Genomic DNA, 14,859 nt, shown 5'->3' with positions numbered 1-14,859 from the left:
ATGGCGGACGGGAAGGAACTGATCCGCCCAACCCGAGCGCGGGAGCGTAAGGCCGGCAAGTACGTGTGCGTTTGCCGCGCATAAAGCGCCCGCGCCCTCAGAACAGCCGGGTCATGCACGTCCCCGTGGCGCTCAGCCGGCTCCAATCAAGCTTCCAGCACGAGATACCACTACGCCGGGCTATCCCAGCGGCGAAATCGAGACTTTCTTGCTCGCTCCGAAAACGCCTGAGCAAGCTTAGCTGAGGCGGCGGGCGCGCAATTCGCTTATTTTTCACATCCCCTGCACGGCACAAGACAACGGAGTAATAATGGACTTCGTCCGGCCCTTCGCCATAGATGTGGTCATCGCAAATCAATGCCAGATCCGCGAATGCCAACCTGGTGTCCTCGTTCGGCATGCTTGCGTCGGTGTAGCGGATGTACTTGTTCCAGCTACGATCGTCGAAATCGATCCAAGTCTTCGTTTCCCATACGGACCCTTCTTTATAGCGCGCCGCCACGTAAGCCCATATGCCCACGCCCATGATGCAGGCAAGGTACAGCGAGAAAAGGATGTCCTTTTGCCAGATAATGTTGGACAACCCGCCGAAGGGAGCAAGCAACAGGACGGCACCCGCCACGGCGTAGATCACGGCTCCTAACATCGCATCGGCTGAATGTTCCTTGAGCGTCCATTCCTTCGATTCAAGCTCCCAGCGCAGGCCTTCGCTGAAGTCCGGAAACGCTTCGCCGGTACGCGCCTCCCCACTGGGGACATGGCCGTCCGGCACGCCGACGGCATCCGGCCCGTTTCCGCTCGCTGGTGCATGATTCGACATGGTTCTGCTGGGTTCTTCACTCATGGGTGTGCAAGCAAGCAACTTCGGCGTTTCCGCCCCCGTAAATCAGGACAACTTTTCCAGCATCGCCTCGCCACCTTCAAGCTCCGCCTCCCTGAACTGCCAGCATGAAATTGCACAACGCGCCGCCATGGCCTGGGTAAATGCAAGGCACTCCTTCTCGGTGTCGAAGTGCTCCACCTGGGTCAACGGCCAGGGCTGCCGATAACGGACCAGATTGTTCACCTCACTCAACAAGCTTGTGTAGCCCATCCCATCTTCATACATTTCCGCACGGGATACCGCCGCGACGGCCTTCAGCGGAAGCGACCTCGATTCCAGCGGTTTGCTGCCGTCGAGGTAGTGCCGGCGCGTATTCCACGTACGGTTCCCGAAATCGATCCATTCACGCGATGTCCAGACCTGGCCCGGCTTCGCCTTTTGCTTCCTGTAACCCCACACGGCGCCAGCAGGAACGGCGACCATCCAGATTGCCTGCGTGACGCTGTTTTCCCCGACGATGAACTCCAGAAGCACTGTGAAAAGTTTCGCCAGCGCAAGAGCAACGACGCCGTAAATAAAGGCCGCAGCCCTGGCCATCACCACACGGTCATCCTCCGTCGCTTCCCGCGATTCGAGCACCCAGTGATCCGGTTCGTCGCGGCCAGACGCCCCCCGGCCATCGGCAAATAGTTGATTCACGACGCGGGGGATATGCGCTTCGGGGATAGGGCGAGGAATCTTGGACACGTCTGCTTGACACCACACATGAAGAAATTGGCGATATTATGAGGCTTCGCCGATTTGAAAGAAAAACAATGTTGCTCCTGCCTGCAAGTCTTGCCGCGGCTGTTGCGCTGCATGTCAGCGCGGCCGCGTTACCGCGCACAGACGAGCCGAACAGTACCAGTCATTCTTTGTGCAAGCTCATGAACAGTTTGATGGCGATTGGCTTGCACACGACACGAAGATAGAGTATAAATACTCCATAACCGGAGCCCATCATGAATCTTGCCTTCGCATATCCAAAAAGTCGCTTCGAGCCGGCCGTGCTCATCGACCTGAACGCGCGAGCGGAGCGGGAGCGCCTGTCCAAATCCGCGCTCAAGGGGTTTTTTGCCCTCATGACCGCCTGGAAGTTGCGCGACGAAGATGCCCGCGAACTGCTCGGCGGCATGTCCTCCTCCACTTTCTATGAGTGGAAAAAGAACCCCGACCGCGTCCTCGAAGTCGACCGCATTACCCGCATTTCCTACCTGCTCGGCATCTACAAAGCCCTTCACATTTTGTACGGCGACAAGCTTGCCGACGAATGGGTCACCCTCCCGAATACCAATCCTATCTTTGCCGGACGCACGCCGCTGTCGCAAATGCTGGCGGGTGGTTTGTTATCCATGCAAACGGTACGCAAGCTGCTCGACGCGCGCCGCGGAGGTCTCTGACTTGACGGTCATTCCCAAGCTCACCAATTTGCGGCAGTTCGATACCTGCCGCCTGATCCCATCCCGCTTCGCCGACGTGGAAGATTCCGTGCTCAGCCCACTGGCCGAGGATCGTGATGTCTTGCGCGACCTGTTCGATATCGATAACGCCACCAATGAACGCCTGCGCGGCGAATACGGCAGCCTGCCCGGCATTGGCGTCGACGAACTGGTCTTTGGCGTGCCGAATTTCCGCATCATCAACGCGGCCTACACCTATCCGCGTCCGGAAGGCAGCCGTTTCAACGATGGCGAACGCGGCGCCTGGTATTGCGCCTTCGAGGCTGAGACCGCCCTTGCAGAAATCACCTTCCACAAGACCGTCGAGTACCAGGAAATTGGCCGCTTCGACGACAGCGTGACGTATCAGGCGCTGATCGCCGATTTTACCAGCACATTCCACGACATTCGCGGGGTCGATGCCTTTGCGAGGTATCTCGATCCGACCAGCTACATCGACTCCCAGGACCTCGCCACGCAACTGCTCGAGAGCGGTTCGATGGGCGTGATCTATCCCAGTGTGCGGCATCCCGAAGGCACCTGCCTCGCATGTTTCCGTCCCGCCCTGGTCGGCAATGTACGCAAGGGACAGGCCTACCGCCTTACCTGGTCCGGCTCGCCTACCCCCGTCATCGATATCATCTGAACCATCGTTTTACGATCGACTCCACCTGAACTATTGAGTAACTGTATGAATACCAAGCCTGAAAACGATACCGAACTGCGCGCCAAGATCAACCTCGAAACCGCGCGCCTGCCCTGGTCCGAACTGGAGCGCCATTTTGCCCAAGGCAATGTAGTGTTCGTCAGCGCCGACCTCGACCTGGTCGACGTCGCCGTGCGCATATCGCACGATGACAAAGACAGCATCGCCCGCTGGATGGGCGACGGCAAGGTCGGCAAAGTGTCGGATGCGCAGGCGCAAGCCTGGACCGAGACCGCCGCCGTGTTGTGGACCTCGGTCGTCCATCCTTTCATTCTGGTGCAGCCGGAAAAAGCCGTCCTGCACTGAGCCGATTGCGGCCTGGCGCCGCTTTAGGATCGACCCTAGCACGCCGCGGATAATCTCCCGCCCGACCTGCGAGCCGATGCTGCGCACCGCCGACTTCACCATTGCCTCCACCGGCGATTGGCGCTTGCGCAGCCGTGACGGTTGACCAGCGCCGGCAGCAAATCGCGCAGGCGCGGCGGTTCAGATGCATTGCTTCTGGCAATCGGCAACGGCATGGACATGGCGGCAATCTCCTGGGTGCGAAGGGATATTCATCGTACCTCATGCCTTTGACATCGATCGATGCAAGTTTCCCGGCAATGGTCAAAACGTGATTCAATACGCCCGCAGCGATTTGCCGCAGTTACTCTTCGTCGGAGACCAGGATGCGTTCGATTATTTTTCTTCTTGCCGCGTGACTGTGCGCCAGTGGCGTTCAGGCCGCAGGTGGCATCACGGCTGGCGGCGTTGTTTTGCTGCAGCCTGAACAGGTGATCGGCGCCAGGGTCAGCGTGGAAAAGCTTGCGCCTTACCTCAAGCAAGTGGACGCTGCCGCGAATGGAATATTCAATGCCGCGAAGGCCGTGCCCCCCACCGGTGGATTCCTGGTGGTGGCGATTCGTCCGGGACAGCAATCGAAATTCTGGCTCGATTTCACTCCGCCGCTGCCGCCAGCCGTGGCAAACGGCCTGATCGCCGCCGCGCAAGGCGTGAAACCGCCTGCCGTCAACGGCGGAACAGTGCTGCTCGCGATGAAATATGGCGTCGCCGGTGGCAAGGTGCCAGCGGGTCCAATGCCTTCCCCGGCGGAGTGGGCAACCGTAGCCAAGGCGGCAGGAAAGCCGCTGGAGATTGGCGATCTCGTCGATCGCATCTGGAAGTAAGTGCGAATAGGCGGACAATTGCTGCTGTTTGCAAGAAAAACCCGGAAGAATGGCGGCGGAGCACGCTTTAGTCGGCTGTCTCGATGAGCCGCCGCTTGCGCGGTGCGGACATGAGATAGTTGTCGTCGGATGCCTGCCTATATTGACTGACTGAACACATGACCGTGAGACGAAATTAGATGGCCGATGGCTTGAGCAGATTGCAGGCAAAGGAAGCGATACACAAAAATTGTGGTGCGGGTTGGTTACCTTTGGCTGATGAAGTTTTCGATAAACTACCGTCAAATATCATTATTACCTGTGCCTTTCAAAAATTCGGCGCATTGCGATTTGACTGGGATCCCCGGGACGATGGGGAGTTTGATGCCTTCCTTAAGGATGTGGCACAGCGCAGCTTGGGCATGTGCGAAACTTGCGGGGAAGCTGGTATCGAGATGATTATTGATAGCTGGGTTGTCACACGGTGTGATCCGCATTGCGCAGGATATGTCTGGCGCAGCGACCAGCCTTGATTATTGGGCCGTGAAATGGCAACTCAATGACGAACAGGGGCAACGATTCGAGATCGGAAGCCGGCCGCGATCCGTCGCCACCGCACAGGCGGGAACAGATGCGTTCCCGCCAAGTTTGTATCGCAGCCTGCGGCTCGATCAAACACGTCCACCGACTTGCGTGGAATTAACTAGATCGGGGCGGTACCGTGCGCGACCCGTCGTTCAGACTACCCGCTCCACAAACCCCATGCCAACAAACACCCGTTCCGCGTTGCCGCGTTCCGCCTGAAAGTGGTGCATGCGGCGCTCGGATTTGTTCTTGCCCTCCTCCGTCTTCGCCAGCTCCCCCAACTTGCTGAGCAACAGCTGCGCCGCAAGTCGCTTGTTGGCATGCTGGCTGCGCTCGGTCTGCACCTTCACCGACAAGCCCGATGCCACATGGGTCGCCCGGATCGCGCTGTCGGTCTTGTTCACATGCTGACCGCCCGGCCCTGAAGCGCGCGTCGCTTCATACCGGATCTCCCCGAACTCGGCCGACACGGCCGGCGGCGAAAAGGCCGCGCCGCTCAGGAACCAGTTCTTCCGCTTATGCATCTTGCGGTAAGGACTTTCGCAGATCCACTGGATGCTGCCGCACCAGCGCGCAGCAAGCGCCCCTTCAGGTTCCGCAGGACCGTCCAGCTCCAGCAGCACGGACCGCAAGGTCCCGCCGACGGGGCCGTCGAGCTGCTCCACCACGCTGACCGTCACCCCCGCCTTCTGCGCCTCGCGGCTCAGTTGCGCAAGCGCCTTCGTCACTGCCAGGCAGCATTCCACCGGGCCCGTATTGGCTGTAATTTGTAACCAGATCATCAGCAGCACTCCCCACGCGTTTTGTAGGTCAGCACTGGTTTGCTTCTGGATACCACCCTCACCAATCCCGCGCCCACAAGCGAGCCGAGCACGCTGTCGACATTCTTGTACGCCTGGGGCGCTTCCTCATAAATCAGGGCACGGTCATTGCAGATGACGCGCCCGCCCATCGACGTGCGGCTCAATTGCGCCGGCGTCGCCAGTTTGTCCAGGCGGCCCTTGCAATCGGTACGCATCCATTTGCGCCCTGCTCCGTGCGCCAGCGAATGCAGGCTCAGTTCACCGGCCGACAGCACCGGTTCGATCAGATAGCTGTAGTCGTCGCGCGAACCGGGCAACATCACCAGCCCCTGGTCGCTCGGCGTGGCGCCTTTGCGGTGCAGCCAGCCTGCCTGGCCATCAATGCATGCCGGCGTCACCGTGTTGTGGTGAACGTCGAGCACGCGCACGGCTTCACAACGCAGGCGATGAAAAATCCGCGCCGCGATCAGCGAGCGATTTACTTCCGCATATTCCAGCGCTGCGTCATGTTCGCGCAAATAAGCGAGGGCTTCCGGGCTGGCGTCGGCCAAACCGGCATGACTGTGCGCGTCAACATGCGCGCGCAAAATCACCTGGCCAAGACCACGCGAACCGCTGTGCACCAGCAGTTGCAGGCATTTGCGCGCCAGCGCCGTGCGCCCCATTACCTCTTCATCTTCGACAGCGTCGATGGCCTGAAGTTCCGCGAAGTGGTTGCCGCGACCGATGGTGCCGAGCGAGCGCAGCGGCGCAAGATCCAGACCGGCCGCAGCCAGCGATGCCGACAATGCGTCGATGCGTGCCGGCCAGGATGGATCGAGGCGCTCCAGAGCGGCCCATTCCTCCTCGTCGATCACGTCGTCGAGGTTGCCGATCTGTTTGTCGATCTTGTCGAGTTTGGCCTTACCGGCAAGGATGTCGGTTTGCCACAGGGCCATGCCGCAGCCGATGTCGTTGCCGACCAGTGCCGGATACAGGCGTCCGGTGGAGAAGAAGGCGGCCCCGACGGGATAGCCGCGGCCCGGATGCAGGTCGGGCAAGCCGACCACGCGCTGCATGCCGGCCAGTGCGGCCGTGGTTTTGGTTTGTTGTATTGCTGCGTCTTCGAGCCACAGACGGTCGGACGCGATGATCGAAATACGATCAGAAATTTGCTGAACAAAATTGCCCATGTGATGCCAATCCAAAAAAATACGATACGGGATTGGGCGCTGGCGGAGCGCTGACGATTAACTCGTCAAGGGAGGGCTAAAACGATGCGACAGACGGGCGAATGCCGTCGGTTCAGTGCAGGATATAGCCAGCCAGACCCAGAAAAAGAGCGTTTATGTTCAGTTTTTGCATGATCGATCTCCTTTTCTAAAATGGTTGGCCTGCTTGGGAGTGCGATAGTAGGTGATTTTTTTCGGCGACGCAAGTACTAATTTGCCATGGCTTCGTCACGCGCGGACGTTGTTGCCTAACCGAGGTCTGACCCCGGTTAAGCAACATGTTGACTTAGCGAACGGCGCAGAAGCCGAACGATTGTGTCGCTTTCGGCTGCACTGTCGCGTTGTATCCCTGGCCCGATGCCGTCAAGATCGCGCCAGTCTGGGTGTAGACCGCGTTCCACAGATTGTTGATCTTGCCCTGCACTGGTACCTGGATCTTCCACACCACCGGCGACGTACCGGCGTTGTTCACTGCAACATCGGCGCAATAGCCAGCCGACCAGTCGGACGTGATCTTTACCACTGCCGTGACCGACGGTGTCGGCGTCGGCGTCGGCGTTGGCGTTGGCGTTGGCGTTGGCGTTGGCGTTGGCGTTGGCGTTGGCGTCGGCGTCGGCGTCGGTGTCGGTGTCGGTGTCGGTGTCGGTGTCGGCGTCGGCGTGGGTGTCGGCGTCGGGGTTGGCGTTGGCGTCGGTGTCGGTGTCGGGGTAGGCGTCGCACCCGCCCACAAGTTCTTCAGCAATGCCATCTTGTCCGGCCAGACCGTTTTCCAGTCATCCTGCAAGATACCGCCGGTGTCGCCGCTGTTCGGATTGAGCGTCCAGTAGAACGAACTGATCATGCCGCGCTCTTTCAGGTATTTCACCAGCGCATCCTGCCAGATCTTGTCCTTCGCATGGCCGCCGTGGCCGTACTTGCCGCCCCACTCGCCCAGCACCACCGGATAATCCTTGGCGAACTTGCCCCACTGCTGATCCCAGATCGCAGGCATGTTGGCCGGGAAGTTAGGCGCCCGGAAGTAGTCCATCTCGAACACATCAGGACCGTACACGTGCGGCGACAGCACCAGCTTGTTACGCGGAATGTCGAGCGTCTTGCAGTTCAGCGGTTCCAGGTTGCCGCCCCAGAAATGGCCGTACTGGCCCTGGCAGCCGCCTGAATTGCTGCCAATGCCTTCGACGAAAATGAGCAGGTTGGGATTGACCGCAAGGATGCGCTTCGACGCGCGCTCGGCCGCGAGGTTCCAGTCGGTACGCACATTGCCCGTACCCCAGGTCGCCTGGCCATGCGGTTCGTTCTTGATGTCCAGGCCGATCAGGTTGCGCAGGCCGGAGTAATGCTGGGCCAGGTATTCGAGGTCGGTCAGCCACTGTTCCTCGGTGTACTGCGGCGTGTTCCACAATTCCGAAATCGCGTTGCAATCCGGACGATGGTGATCGAGCAAGATGTAGATGCCGCGACGGTCGACTTCTTTCAGGAACACGTCGAGCCACTGGCGCGAATTCAAGCCCACCAGGTCGGGATTGACCAGCGCGTCGATGTTCGGCTTGACCGAGTCGCGAAAGGTGGCCGGGCACACGGGAATGCGCAGGGCGTTGAAGCCGTTGGCCTGCACCTGGTCGAGCATGCTCTTCCAGTTGCGCGTCCACAGGCCGTGCACCGAGCCGTCATAGGTCTCGAAACCGAACCAGTTCACGCCCTTGAGCACGACCGGACGGTTCGCATCGTCCAAAATCTTGTTGCCGGATACGGTAAAGGCGTGGCCCGCCGTGGCTGCGAAGGCCAGGGCCAGCGACAGTGCCAGTTTGCTTACAACTTTCGGGGTAATCATCGTGCATCTCCAATATAAGTGAGAGGACTTGAAGCGGGCCGGTTAGAGCCCGGCTGGTAGCGGCCGGTAACCGGTGACCGCTGCGACCGCGGCACCCGGGAAGGTGCCGACTAGGGCGTTGTAGCCTTCGGCCGATTTTCCGTAACGGTTGCGGGCATCGGCCAGCGCAATCTCGTCTTGCGGCAATTTGCCGCGCAGTTCTTTGAGTGATGACACCGTTTCCAGCTCGGGCGCGCCACGCGTTCCCGCCAGGCGGTACAGCACGCCGGTCAGCTCACCCTGGTAACGTTTGTAGGTATCGACCGCTTCCGCGTCGTTCAGCACGTCGCTGTTGGTCGGCAGCGCACTGGCGCGCACCAGGCTGGTCCGCGCCTGGTCGATGAAGGCCGGATCGAGTCCGCCGGCCCGCGCCGCGCCTTCGAGCGCCGTGCTGGCCAGGCGCGCGCGCTCCGCGTGGATCTGGGTCAGGTCGCGCCAGGCGTCGGTCCCGCCCGCCCTCGCGGCGCTGAGTGTGTTGTAACTGATGCCGGCGCCGACGCCGGCGACGGCGAGTACGACCGCGAGCACTGCGATTCCGGCTTGTGTTGAACGAATCGTCATCGTCGTCCTCCTCTGTTTTCAAATGCCTGTTTCAAACGCAAAAAATCCGCGCGGGCCACATTCGGCCCGCGCGGACGACTAACAGTTACTTGACAGCGATGGTGCAGCTACGGCCAGCCCAGCTCAGGCCGGTCGGCAGCACTTTCGCGCCGCTGTACGACAGTTGCATGCCGAACTCGACATTGCCGCCGGCAGCGATCGTGCCGTTCCAGGCCGTCGGAGTCACGGTGAACGCACGGCCGCTCTGGGTCACGGTAGCGCCCCACGAGTTGGTCAGCGTAACGTCGTTCGACGCGGTCCAGTTCAGTGCCCAGCCGGTAATCGGCGCGGTGCCGGTGTTACGCAGCGTGACGCGTGGAACCTGGCCAGCACCCCAGTCGTTGGTGGTGTCGAAATCGACAGCGCAACCGCCGGTCTGCACATCCTTGTCCGCTTCGGTGGCCACGGCGTTGACGGCCGCTGCCGTCGGCGCGGTGACTGCGAAGGTGGCGCTGCCGTTCAGGCTATCGGCATCGACTGCCGCGGCAACCGTCACTGGCTGGGTCACGTTCCAGTTAGCTGGCGTGAAGGTCAGCGTTGCACCACCGGCGACCGACAGGTCGGTGTCGCCGGTCAGGCGGGCGACGCTGACCGTGACGTTCGCTTTAGGAGCTGCACCCAGGCGGACCTGGAAGGTGCGCGATGCGCCTTCCGGTACGCTCAAAGGCGCGCCGGTCACAACCAGGCTGACCGGAATCGCGACATCGCGGTCGGACTCGGTGGCCACCGTGGTGGCGCTCAGGTAGCCAGGCGCCGTGAACGTGTAGTTGGCGCTGCCGTTGAGGGCGTCGGCATCCGGTGCGGCGTTGATCGACACGGCCTGCAGCACGTTGAAGTTAGCCGGCGTGAACAGCAGGCTGGTCTGAGGCGTGTTCAGGTCGACGTCGCCGCCGGCTGCCTTGGCGATGGCCACCGTGACGTTGGCGGCAGGCGCCTTCGACAGGCTGATGCGCACGCTGTTCGAGCCGCCTTCCGGCACGCTCAGGGCGCTGGTGCTGGTCACGATCGACGGCGAGTCGCTGCCGCCGACGATGTTGGCGTAATCGGCCAGTGCATTGGCGATGTCGGCCTGAGCCCAGAAGCGGTGGTAGCGCCAGGTTGGTGCCGGGCCGCCGTCCAGGTAAGCTTTCAGCTTGGGCCACTGCGGATCGTCCTTGTATTTCGGACGGATGCTCAGGAACGTCGCGCTCGAATCGATCACCGCGCCCTGGGCGTTGGTGCCGGTCCAGCCCGGTGGAATGTACACGCCCGAACCGGTCGCCGGATCGTAAGGCTGGGTGAAGCGCTTGTAGTCGGCGCGCGTTTCGTCGACCACCAGGCCAACCGAATCCTGGTGCTTGGCCCACATGCGGTCGAGCAGTTGCTTGGCCAGCGTCTTGGCAGGCTGGTTGTTGGCTTTCGCGCCGTAGTAGATCAGGGTACGGGCAAAGGCGGCGGCGATACCGACGTCGTTGGTGCTGTCGACAATTTTCACGCGCAGGTTGGCATTCGCGCCAGGGGTTGCCGCGTTCCAGGTGTCAGGCTGGCCGCTCCATGCCAGGGTATTCGGGATGGTGTAGGTGCCGTCCGCTTTCAGGACCGTGTTGGCCGATGCCCAGGCTACCCACTTGTCGAGAACCGTCTTGGCGCGCGCGTCGCCGCTGGCGTAGTAGTACTCGGCCACACGCTGCATCGACCAGGCCTGGAAGCCGAACCAGGTGTTCGACGCCGGATCGTGGTAGACCGGTTTTTCGTCGTAGAACATGCCGTGGAAGGTCGCGGTGCCTGCCGGTGGGGTCAGGTAATCGCCGCCCCAGCTGTTGGTCGCGCCGCCGGCGATCGCGCCGTCAGCCGATTGCAGCCAACGGTAGAATTCCATCTGGCGGGTCAGGCTCTTGCCCCAATCGCCAGCAGCGCTAGGCGACAGTGGCTTGAATTCGGCCTGGGTCGACAGTGCCCATGCTGCCAGCGGATTCTGGTAGCCGAAGTGGTTGTGGCTCGAACCGATGCGCCATGCCCAGCCGGCGTTGGTGTCGGTTGCGCCGCCCCAGGCGTAGTACCAGCTCATCAGGTAATGCTGATTGTCGCGTTCGCCTTGAGCATTCGGCTGGCCATTGCCGCCTGGGCAGGAATTGGCGTTGGTGCAATTGCCGATCTTTTTGAAGTACTTGTCGAACATGGCGTAACGCAGGAAGTCGCCCATCTTCGCGGCCTTGGTGACCAGATCGGCCACTTGCGCGCTCTTGCCCTGCTGCTTGGCCCAGACCGACGCCCAGTACACGGCTTGCACGGCACGCGCATCGGCGTCAGGTGCATTGGTGTAGCGGAACTGCTTGGCGCGGTTGTTGTCGCCGATGAACAGGCCGAGGAAGCCTTCGCCGCCGCCGTTTTTGCCCCATTTAAAGGTTTCGCACGATGGGTGCGGAACGGTTTCCCACACCGATTCCTGCGAACCGCGCTGGAAGGTGTTGATGTACGAGGGACGCGTGGTGCCGTCGCCGCATTTGCCGTAGCCATACCAGTTATCCACGTCCAGCAGCCAGTGCATGCCGTAGATATTGCTGGTGCCGTAAGCGGTTTTCAGTTCGTTGGCGATCGGATCCTGGCCGACCGGCACGCCGCCGTTCAGCGGCGCAGGGTAGCTCTTCGGCAGGTCGTACTCGGCGGCGTAGGTCGCCGGCTTGCCTGGATTGTAGAAGTTGTTGGTCGGCTGGTCGGACTGCGATGGAATGATGTACTTTTCCATGTTGGCCCAGGCCGCGTTCAGCGGGCCCCAGTCGCCGGTGGCGCGGCCGTACTGCGCTTCCATCCACAGCCAGTAGCTGTACGCTTCCGACGTGGTTTCGTGGCCGTGGTCCGGTGCTTCGACCATCAGCGTTTCAATCGAGTGGTACGGCACGCCTTCCTTGCTGAAGTAACCGTTGGCAGGATCCTTGATCTTCTTGTACTGGGTCAGGAAGCGCTGCGTGTATTCCGCATCGGCGGCGGCGTGGGCCGTTGCCATCATCGGCACGCTGATCGCGGCCACGCTGGCTGCCGTGACGGACAGGGCCAGCAGGCCGCGCATCGCGCTGCGCGCCAGGCGCCGGCCGCTGCCGCTGTTGCGCAGGGCATCGGTGACGGCGTTCAGTTTAATTTGTGACATCGAATTCATTCAGGAGTCTCCTCGCAATTGTCGTACTTTATGGCGTCCGTGAATCACGTACGCCGGCATGGTTGCCGCCCTCTTTCCGGATGCACCGGTACGGATGGCGGATGTTTCATTTTTCTTTCCCGCGTTCCGATCCGTGGCGGGCGGCCATGGCGCGGTTCACGTTGCGCCGGCCGCTACCTGCCGAAGCAGGAATCGACTTGCGCCCGAAGACAGGTGGATGCCTTCGCTGTCCGCATGCGCCGCACCTTCCACTGCCCAGAGCAAGGCTGCGGCGCATACAGGACCTGCACGGTGGGGCCGGCCATGCCGTCCCCGCACTAAGCAGGCTTGAAAACGTTTTCAACTGTTTTTCAAAAAAAACGATCAATTGACCGTTTTTTGTTGAAAGACCCTGGCTGCGGACGTGTCCGGGCCGAGGCCAACCGTCGCTGCGCAAAACAAGCCGTTGGCTAGGTATTGACGCAATGTATCCGCTGCAAAGGTTAAATGTCAAGAACACAAAAATGCGTGTTTTTGCATTGCACATATAGCAATTGCTGAACGAAAACAGGTGTGTTCCGTGTGGAGGGTTTGGGAACCGTTTCCAGAAAAAAGAACAAGTATCTCCTGCAACAGCGGGCCTTTCACAGCTTTCATAGAAAAACAGGGCAAGAAACACGCAAAATAATGATGTTTCTTGACCAATACGACCTGCGAAAAAGAAATGTTAAATTCCATGGCGTGCATATGCCCAGAAGGCCGCTGAACCGCCTGTCGCGCGACGCAAGACGCGTGGCGAAAAACGGACGTTGAGAAATTTAATCACCTTTGAAATCGCTTTCATGCTAAATAAATCTTTACTTGTTAGATTTATCAAAGCGCACCCGGAAAAACACGTTTTCCAGGCCGCTGGCGGTGCTACCATCTTGCGTCTTTCTTATTTCACAACACGTCAGAAAGTAACGCCGCATGCCAGCCTGCCAGATCGACCACATCACCGTCACCGCCCCGACGCTCGCCGAGGGCGCCGCCTGGGTCAGGGAGGCGCTCGGCGTGAGCGCCGCGCCGGGCGGCAGACATCCCATTATGGGCACGCACAACCTGCTGCTGCGCCTCGGCGACGCGCTGTTCCTGGAAATTATCGCGGTTGACCCCGACGCGCCGGCCCCGGGCCGGCCGCGCTGGTTCGCGCTCGATACGCTGGGGGCAGGGTCGGCGCCGGCACTGTCGGCCTGGGTTGCCCGCACCGATAACATTGCCGCTGCCGCCAGCGCAGCCGAAGCGGTCGCTCCTCTCGGCCCCGTCACGCCGATGGGACGCGGCGCGCGCAACTGGCTCATTACCATTCCCGCCGATGGCGGCATGCCGATGGACGGCGTGGGTCCCGCGCTGATCGAATGGGATGCCGGACCGCACCCGGCGGCCGGCATGGCCGACCTGGGCCTGACGCTGGACCGGCTCGAGCTGTTCCACCCAGAGCCGCTGCGCGTGCGCGCCCTGCTCGATGCAATCGGCATGCATGCGCCGGTATCGGTGGTGCGCATCGACGCCGGCGCCAGGCCGTATCTGCGCGCCCATATCGACACGCCGGCCGGGCCGCGCACGCTCTGACAATCCTGACCACCCACATCAACGAGGAAAAAACCGATGAAATTTCTGAACATCGCCGTGGCTGCGGGCGCCGCGCTAAGCTGCACAATGGCCTACGCCGCCAAGGTCACCGAACTCAAACCTACCGACGTCGATGCCTTCCTCTCCAAACCCGGCTACGTGGTCCTGCAACTGACTTCACCTGACCGCGGCTGTAAATACTGCATTGGCGCCGACAAGACCTTCGACCAGGCCGCCGCCGAATCGACCGACCGCAACACCGTGTTCGCGCGCGTGCAATGGCCGCTCTGGCACAAGGCGCCAAAGATGGGCACGCGCATCGGCATCGGCGGCGTACCGCGCCAGATCGTGTTCAAGGACGGCAAGGAGCAGCGCCAGGCCGGCGGCCGGCCCGAAAGCGCGAGCGCGCTGCTGGCCCACATCGAGAAGATCCGCCAGCTGCCGCCGGCGCCGGGCAAAGATGTCACTTACGAGCCGGAGGCTGCGGAAGCGGCACCCGCCCCGCAGGCAGCGCTGACGGCAGCCCAGCAGGACGTGCTGCGTCTCTACACGCGCAAAGACCTGTTGAAGGAACTGGTGGCGGCGTGCGCCAGGGTCGCGCCACCAAAAGCGGCGGCTTACGAACGCGCCTTCCAGACCTGGACGGTTGCCCATGCCGGTGCGCTCAATGAAGCGGCCATGCTGAAACTGTCGCGCACCAGCCGCGAAGACGCCAGCGAGGAAGCCGCGCTGGCGCAGGGCGAAATGCGCACTGTCGAAGCATGGATGGCGAAGGATCTGAACATCACGCGGACCAAGGGGCCGGGCGAGGACAGCTGCAACGGCCTGACGGCGTACCTGGAGGCGGCCAAACGCTGATCCAGGGTGTGTGTGACTGAGCGGCGCGAAGAGGCTCTATTCCGATAACGTTGT

General features: G+C 61.3%; 14 protein-coding genes and 1 pseudogene. 7 read left to right on the top strand and 8 right to left on the bottom strand.

Translation table 11 applies throughout. From position 1 onward, the window contains the following. Nucleotides 1–97: 97 nt before the first annotated feature. A complete protein-coding gene (locus RBA40_RS12885; RefSeq protein WP_306648254.1) occupies nucleotides 98–844 on the bottom strand; it encodes a hypothetical protein in 747 nt (248 codons plus the stop codon). A gap of 42 nt (nucleotides 845–886) precedes the next feature. After that, a complete protein-coding gene (locus RBA40_RS12880) occupies nucleotides 887–1,570 on the bottom strand; it encodes a hypothetical protein (RefSeq protein WP_306648253.1) in 684 nt (227 codons plus the stop codon). Nucleotides 1,571–1,824: 254 nt separating this feature from the next. Between RBA40_RS12880 and RBA40_RS12875 the strand changes: the two genes are divergently transcribed. Genes RBA40_RS12875 through RBA40_RS12865 form a run of 3 tightly spaced genes read left to right on the top strand, consistent with a single transcriptional unit; the run spans nucleotide 1,825 to nucleotide 3,313 of the window. After that, entirely contained in the window at nucleotides 1,825–2,262 is a 438-nt protein-coding gene (locus RBA40_RS12875; protein WP_099879556.1) for an MbcA/ParS/Xre antitoxin family protein, read from the top strand. Between the two features lies 1 nt (nucleotide 2,263). Then, complete coding sequence (locus tag RBA40_RS12870; RefSeq protein ID WP_306648252.1) at nucleotides 2,264–2,947, top strand: RES family NAD+ phosphorylase; 684 nt, start codon at nucleotides 2,264–2,266, stop codon at nucleotides 2,945–2,947. 45 nt (nucleotides 2,948–2,992) lie between these two features. Continuing rightward, nucleotides 2,993–3,313 (top strand): DUF2288 domain-containing protein, encoded by a 321-nt coding sequence (locus RBA40_RS12865; RefSeq protein WP_099879560.1) that lies wholly within the window; start codon nucleotides 2,993–2,995, stop codon nucleotides 3,311–3,313. Nucleotides 3,314–3,328: 15 nt separating this feature from the next. On the opposite strand, the pseudogene RBA40_RS12860 reads toward RBA40_RS12865, so the two are convergent. Next, nucleotides 3,329–3,472 (bottom strand): annotated as a pseudogene (locus tag RBA40_RS12860) (helicase HerA-like domain-containing protein); the annotation flags it as partial. A gap of 293 nt (nucleotides 3,473–3,765) precedes the next feature. On the opposite strand from RBA40_RS12860, the gene RBA40_RS12855 reads away from it, so the two are divergent. Beyond that, complete coding sequence (locus RBA40_RS12855; protein ID WP_306648251.1) at nucleotides 3,766–4,176, top strand: hypothetical protein; 411 nt, start codon at nucleotides 3,766–3,768, stop codon at nucleotides 4,174–4,176. A 179-nt stretch (nucleotides 4,177–4,355) separates the two neighbouring features. Next, nucleotides 4,356–4,688, top strand: coding sequence for a hypothetical protein (locus tag RBA40_RS12850; protein WP_306648250.1), 333 nt, complete (start codon nucleotides 4,356–4,358; stop codon nucleotides 4,686–4,688). A 204-nt stretch (nucleotides 4,689–4,892) separates the two neighbouring features. Here the strand turns inward: RBA40_RS12850 and prfH are convergent, their stop codons facing one another. The 5 genes from prfH to RBA40_RS12825 all read right to left on the bottom strand — a co-directional run bounded on the left by prfH (nucleotide 4,893) and on the right by RBA40_RS12825 (nucleotide 12,348). Continuing rightward, on the bottom strand, nucleotides 4,893–5,522 hold the full coding sequence (prfH, locus tag RBA40_RS12845; RefSeq protein ID WP_306648249.1) for a peptide chain release factor H: 630 nt from the start codon (nucleotides 5,520–5,522) through the stop codon (nucleotides 4,893–4,895). Further along, on the bottom strand, nucleotides 5,522–6,715 hold the full coding sequence (locus tag RBA40_RS12840; protein ID WP_306648248.1) for an RNA ligase RtcB family protein: 1,194 nt from the start codon (nucleotides 6,713–6,715) through the stop codon (nucleotides 5,522–5,524). Before RBA40_RS12840 ends, prfH begins: the two co-directional genes overlap by 1 nt. Before the next feature lie 325 nt (nucleotides 6,716–7,040). Continuing rightward, on the bottom strand, nucleotides 7,041–8,585 hold the full coding sequence (locus RBA40_RS12835) for a glycoside hydrolase family 5 protein (RefSeq protein WP_306648247.1): 1,545 nt from the start codon (nucleotides 8,583–8,585) through the stop codon (nucleotides 7,041–7,043). Between the two features lie 42 nt (nucleotides 8,586–8,627). Further along, a complete protein-coding gene (locus RBA40_RS12830) occupies nucleotides 8,628–9,185 on the bottom strand; it encodes a LemA family protein (protein WP_306648246.1) in 558 nt (185 codons plus the stop codon). Nucleotides 9,186–9,270: 85 nt separating this feature from the next. Further along, complete coding sequence (locus tag RBA40_RS12825) at nucleotides 9,271–12,348, bottom strand: glycoside hydrolase family 48 protein (protein ID WP_306648245.1); 3,078 nt, start codon at nucleotides 12,346–12,348, stop codon at nucleotides 9,271–9,273. A 957-nt stretch (nucleotides 12,349–13,305) separates the two neighbouring features. On the opposite strand from RBA40_RS12825, the gene RBA40_RS12820 reads away from it, so the two are divergent. Together RBA40_RS12820 and RBA40_RS12815 are read left to right on the top strand one after the other, a co-directional pair. After that, nucleotides 13,306–13,947, top strand: coding sequence for a VOC family protein (locus RBA40_RS12820; protein ID WP_306648244.1), 642 nt, complete (start codon nucleotides 13,306–13,308; stop codon nucleotides 13,945–13,947). Between the two features lie 36 nt (nucleotides 13,948–13,983). Then, the gene (locus RBA40_RS12815) at nucleotides 13,984–14,805 is read left to right on the top strand and encodes a thioredoxin family protein (protein ID WP_306648243.1); all 822 of its coding nucleotides are present in this window, start codon (nucleotides 13,984–13,986) and stop codon (nucleotides 14,803–14,805) included. Nucleotides 14,806–14,859 lie beyond the last annotated feature (54 nt).

Source organism: Massilia pseudoviolaceinigra (genome assembly GCF_030846505.1).
In the GTDB taxonomy this organism is placed as follows: Bacteria; Pseudomonadota; Gammaproteobacteria; order Burkholderiales; family Burkholderiaceae_D; genus Telluria_A; species Telluria_A violaceinigra.
Note: the sequence above shows the minus strand (reverse complement) of the source record. Positions and strands in the feature narration are given on the sequence as shown.

Bases quoted from the DNA above. Each gene is read 5' to 3' on its own strand.
- RBA40_RS12815 (WP_306648243.1), top strand. From the start codon at position 13,984: ATGAAATTTCTGAACATCGCCGTGGCTGCGGGCGCCGCGCTAAGCTGC.
- RBA40_RS12820 (WP_306648244.1), top strand. From the start codon at position 13,306: ATGCCAGCCTGCCAGATCGACCACATCACCGTCACCGCCCCGACGCTC.
- RBA40_RS12850 (WP_306648250.1), top strand. From the start codon at position 4,356: ATGGCCGATGGCTTGAGCAGATTGCAGGCAAAGGAAGCGATACACAAA.
- RBA40_RS12825 (WP_306648245.1), bottom strand. From the start codon at position 12,348: ATGTCACAAATTAAACTGAACGCCGTCACCGATGCCCTGCGCAACAGC.
- prfH (WP_306648249.1), bottom strand. From the start codon at position 5,522: ATGATCTGGTTACAAATTACAGCCAATACGGGCCCGGTGGAATGCTGC.
- RBA40_RS12865 (WP_099879560.1), top strand. From the start codon at position 2,993: ATGAATACCAAGCCTGAAAACGATACCGAACTGCGCGCCAAGATCAAC.
- RBA40_RS12875 (WP_099879556.1), top strand. From the start codon at position 1,825: ATGAATCTTGCCTTCGCATATCCAAAAAGTCGCTTCGAGCCGGCCGTG.
- RBA40_RS12840 (WP_306648248.1), bottom strand. From the start codon at position 6,715: ATGGGCAATTTTGTTCAGCAAATTTCTGATCGTATTTCGATCATCGCG.
- RBA40_RS12835 (WP_306648247.1), bottom strand. From the start codon at position 8,585: ATGATTACCCCGAAAGTTGTAAGCAAACTGGCACTGTCGCTGGCCCTG.
- RBA40_RS12830 (WP_306648246.1), bottom strand. From the start codon at position 9,185: ATGACGATTCGTTCAACACAAGCCGGAATCGCAGTGCTCGCGGTCGTA.
- RBA40_RS12885 (WP_306648254.1), bottom strand. From the start codon at position 844: ATGAGTGAAGAACCCAGCAGAACCATGTCGAATCATGCACCAGCGAGC.